A 4,454-nucleotide genomic window follows, 5' to 3' on the forward strand; every position below is an offset into this window, starting at 1 on the left:
CGAACTCCTTGCCGTCGGCGAGGGTGACCTTCACGCCGTCCTGGGTGTACTCGGCCTTCTGGAAGAAGGTGCCGAGGTTGAACTTGATGCCGCGCTTGCGGAACGCGCGCTCCAGCAGCTTCGAGGAGTTCTCGTCCTCGACCGGGACGAGGTGCTTCAGGCCCTCGATGACCGTGACGTCCGAGCCGAACGACTTCCACGCCGAGGCGAACTCGACGCCGATGACACCGCCGCCCAGGATGATCGCGGACTTCGGCACGCGGTCCAGGACGAGGGCGTGGTCGGAGGAGATGATCCGGTCGCCGTCGATCTCCAGGCCCGGCAGCGACTTCGGCACGGAGCCGGTCGCCAGCAGCACGTGACGGCCCTCGACGCGGCGGCCGTTGACGTCGACGGAGGTGGGGGAGGACAGCCGGCCCTCACCCTCGATGTACGTCACCTTCCGGGACGCGACGAGCCCCTGCAGACCCTTGTACAGGCCCGAGATCACGTCGTCCTTGTACTTGTGGACGGCGGGGACGTCGATGCCCTCGAAGGTGGCCTTCACACCGAACTGCTCGCTCTCGCGGGCCTGGTCGGCGATCTCGCCCGCGTGCAGCAGGGCCTTGGTGGGGATGCAACCCCGGTGCAGGCAGGTGCCGCCGACCTTGTCCTTCTCGATCAGGGCGACGTCCAGGCCCAGCTGCGCCCCGCGCAGGGCCGCGGCGTAACCACCGCTACCACCGCCGAGGATCACTAGGTCGAAAACGGTGCTGGCGTCGTTCGCCACGTCACGTCCTCCATGCATGTGCGCCTTGCGCCGATCGACTGTGACCGGCGGGCGGCTGGTGTCCGGCCGCTTGATGCTTCGGCCCTTCGGTGGGGGCCCTGTCCTGCCGTGCTCCATCTTTGCACTTGTCGGACGGGATCGAGACGCCGGGCCCGTGTGTGAGACGTCCCACGTTCAGCGGGAATCGGCGGCGCGCCGGGGCGGGGACGCGGGGAGCTGCGCGAACAGCCCCCGCGCCCCGCGGACGCCGCGGCGCGGGGCGGACCGGGCCGCCGGGCGGCTCAGCCCAGGTCACCCGCGGCGGTCAGCTCGGCCAGCCGGACCAGCGTGCGCACCGCGGTCCCCGTGCCGCCCTTCGGCGTGTAGCCGAACGGGCCGCCCTCGTTGAACGCGGGCCCGGCGATGTCCAGGTGTGCCCACGTGATGCCCTCGCCCACGAACTCGCGGAGGAAGAGACCGGCGACCAGCCCGCCGCCCATCCGCTCGCCCATGTTCGCGATGTCGGCCACGGGGGAGTCCATGCCCTTGCGCAGGTGCTCCGGCAGCGGCATCGGCCAGGCCGGCTCGCCGACCTCCTCGGCGGCCTCGTACACCGTGGTGCGGAACGCGTCGTCGTTGGCCATGACGCCGAACGTCCGGCTGCCCAGCGCCAGCATCATCGCGCCGGTCAGCGTGGCCACGTCCACGATCGCGTCCGGGGTCTCCTGCGAGGCCGCCCACAGCGCGTCGGCGAGCACCAGCCGGCCCTCGGCGTCGGTGTTGAGCACCTCGACCGTCTTGCCGCTGTACATGCGCAGCACGTCGCCCGGGCGCACCGCGGTGCCGGACGGCATGTTCTCGGCCAGCGCCAGCCAGCCGGTGACGTTCACCTCCAGGCCGAGGCGCGCGGCGGCGACGACGGCGGCGAACACGGCGGCGGCACCGCTCATGTCGCACTTCATCGTCTCGTTGTGCCCGGCCGGCTTCAGCGAGATGCCGCCCGAGTCGTAGGTGATGCCCTTGCCGACGAAGGCCAGGTGCTTGTCCGCCTTCGGGTGCCGGTACGACAGCTTCACCAGGCGCGGGGTGGCCGCCGAGCCGCCGCCGACGCCGAGGATGCCGCCGTAGCCGCCCTTGGCCAGGGCCTTGTCGTCGAGCACCTGCACCTTGATGCCGTGCTCCTTGGCCGCGGTCTGCGCGATGCCGGCGAAGGCGGCGGGCGTGAGGTCGTTCGGCGGCATGTTGATCAGGTCGCGGGCACGGTTGAGTTCCTCGCAGACCGCGACCGCGCGGGCGAGCGCGCCCTTGTGGGCGGCGTCGCGCGGCTTGCCGCCGAGCACCGCGGCCTCGGCCAGCGGTGCCTTGCCGTTCCCGGCCTTGCCGTTCTTGGCCTTGGCGTTCCCGGCGTCCTGTGCGCCGCCCTTGTAGGCGTCGAAGGAGTAGGCGCCCAGCAGGACGCCCTCGCCGATCGCGCCGATCGCGCCCGGGCCGTCCACGGGCAGCGCGAACGCGGCCTTCCGGGTCCCGGTGAGCGCGCGGGCGGCCACGCCGGCGGCCTTGCGCAGCGCCTCGGCGTCGTAGCCCGCGTCGGCGTCCGTCCCGTCGGGCCCGTCGGGTACCGCGCCGAGGCCCACCGCCACCACGAGCGGGGCCTTGAAACCGGCCGGCGCGGGCAGCTTCGTCAGCTCGCCCTCGGCACCCGAGGCGCCGAGCGTCTCCAGGATGCCGGCCAGCTTGCCGTCGTACGCCTTGTCCACGGCCTCGGCGCCCGGCGCGACGACGGGCCCCTGGGCGCCCTTGGCGACACCGATCACGATCGCGTCGGCCCGCAGGCCGGGCGCCGCGGCGGTGCTGAGAGTCAGAGCAGTCACGGTGGTGAATTCTCGCTTCCGATGTGAAGTTGCAGTGGCCGAAACGGGGTGGGTCGACCGGGCTACCGACCCTAGGTCCAGGCCCGGGACAGGCGGCGACCGGGGCCTTCCCCCTGCCGGCGAACACCCGGGACGAGACTACGCGCGTACGTGCGTCCGCTCATTCCCCCGGGCAGCCCGAAACGGGCGGCGCGACCCCGCACACGCCCTCAGGGACCGAGGGCCAGCACGACGAGGGAGACGGTCGCGGCCGTCTCGGCGACCGCCCCGAACACGTCCCCGGTGACCCCGCCGAACCTGCGGACGCACCGCCGCAGCACCAGCTCCGCCCCGCCGGCCCCCGCCGCCACCGCCGCGGCGACCCGCGGGCCCCCCGCCGCGCCCACCGCCACCGCCGCCGCCGCGATCCCCAGCGCAGCCGCCACCGGCACCACCCCGGCCACCGCCGCCCCGAGCCCCTCCGGGCGGGCGGCCGGCACCCCCGCGCGGGCGGCCAGGGTGAGGGCCAGCCGGGCCGTGACCGCCGAGGCCACGGCCGCCACGGCCCCCCGGGCCCAGGAGTCGCCGTAGAGCTGTGCCAGCACGGCGACCTGGGCCAGCAGTACCAGCACGAGGGTGAGCACCCCGAACGGCCCGATGTCCGACTGCTTCATGATGCGCAGCGCGTCCTCGGCGGGCCTGCCGCTGCCCAGCCCGTCGGCGGTGTCGGCGAGCCCGTCCAGGTGCAGGCCCCGGGTCAGCGCGGCCGGAACGGCGACCGAGGCGACGGCGGCGAGCAGCGGGCCCGCGCCGAGGAGGAGCAGCAGGACTCCGAGCCCGGCCGCGCAGCCCCCGACGACCAGCCCGGCCAGCGGGGCCGACAGCATGCCCCCGCGCGCGGCCGGCCGGTCCCAGCGGTGCACCCGGACGGGCAGCACGGTGAGGGTGCCGAAGGCGAACCGGAGACCGTCGACGGGAGAGGATTTCTGCACCGGCGCAGGGTACCGGGCGCCCGGAGAGCCCCCGGCCGGTGCCGGGGCTACAGTGCGCACATGGGGCACTGGTGGGTGCGCAACATCGTCGAACCGGGCAAGCTCCCGCTGCTTCTCGCCCTCACCGCCTTCGTGCTGACCTTCGTCGTCACCCGGGTCGTCACCCGTCTGATCCGGGCCGGCCGGGGCCCGTTCGGGAACGTGAGGGCGGGCGGGCTGCACATCCACCACGTCGTGCCCGGGGTCGTCCTCACCCTCGGCGGCGGCTTCGGCGCGGTCGCCAGCGACCGGCACGGCGCCGGCGGGGCCGTCAGCGCCGTGGTGTTCGGCATGGGCGCGGGCCTGGTCCTGGACGAGTTCGCGCTGATCCTGCACCTCGACGACGTCTACTGGACCGAGGACGGCCGCAAGAGCGTCGAGGTCGTCGTGCTCACCGCCGCCCTCGTCGGCCTGCTGCTCGCCGGCTTCTCCCCGTTCGGCGTCAACGACCTGTCGCAGGAGGAACTCCAGGACCGCGGCGGCGCCCTCGCCACCGTCTCCGGGAACTTCCTGTTCTCGCTCGTCGCCCTGGGCAAGGGCAAGGCCCGCACCGCCCTCTTCGGCGTGATCGTGCCGCTGGTCGCGCTGGTCGGCGCGGTCCGGCTCGCCCGCCCCGGCTCGCCGTGGGCCCGCCGCTTCTACGGCCGCCGCCCCCGGGCCCGCGCCACGGCCGCCCTGCGCGCCTACCGGCACGACCGCCGCTGGGCCCGGCCGAGCCGCGCCGTTCAGGACTGGATCGGCGGCAAGCCCGATCCGCGCCCCGCGCGCCTGCCCGACCACAGGTGACGGCGGGCGCGCGGCCGGTCCGTCCGCTGCCGCAGCGCC

At 74.5% G+C, this 4,454-nt stretch carries 4 protein-coding genes; 1 reads left to right on the top strand and 3 read right to left on the bottom strand.

Annotation, left to right across the window (positions count from 1 at the left end):
* The 3 genes from IE312_RS42370 to IE312_RS29530 form a co-directional block, all read right to left on the bottom strand.
* The coding region (locus tag IE312_RS42370) for an FAD-dependent oxidoreductase (protein WP_229900574.1) at nt 1-769 on the bottom strand (769 nt) is incomplete at its 3' end.
* 281 nt (nt 770-1,050) lie between these two features.
* Nucleotides 1,051-2,619 (bottom strand): leucyl aminopeptidase, encoded by a 1,569-nt coding sequence (locus tag IE312_RS29525; protein ID WP_189985339.1) that lies wholly within the window; start codon nt 2,617-2,619, stop codon nt 1,051-1,053.
* Between the two features lie 209 nt (nt 2,620-2,828).
* A complete protein-coding gene (locus IE312_RS29530; protein ID WP_189985340.1) occupies nt 2,829-3,590 on the bottom strand; it encodes an adenosylcobinamide-GDP ribazoletransferase in 762 nt (253 codons plus the stop codon).
* Nucleotides 3,591-3,650: 60 nt separating this feature from the next.
* On the opposite strand from IE312_RS29530, the gene IE312_RS29535 reads away from it, so the two are divergent.
* The gene (locus IE312_RS29535; RefSeq protein WP_189985341.1) at nt 3,651-4,415 is read left to right on the top strand and encodes a hypothetical protein; all 765 of its coding nucleotides are present in this window, start codon (nt 3,651-3,653) and stop codon (nt 4,413-4,415) included.
* Nucleotides 4,416-4,454 lie beyond the last annotated feature (39 nt).

This window comes from Streptomyces capoamus (assembly GCF_014654935.1).
Taxonomy (GTDB): Bacteria; Actinomycetota; Actinomycetes; order Streptomycetales; family Streptomycetaceae; genus Streptomyces; species Streptomyces capoamus.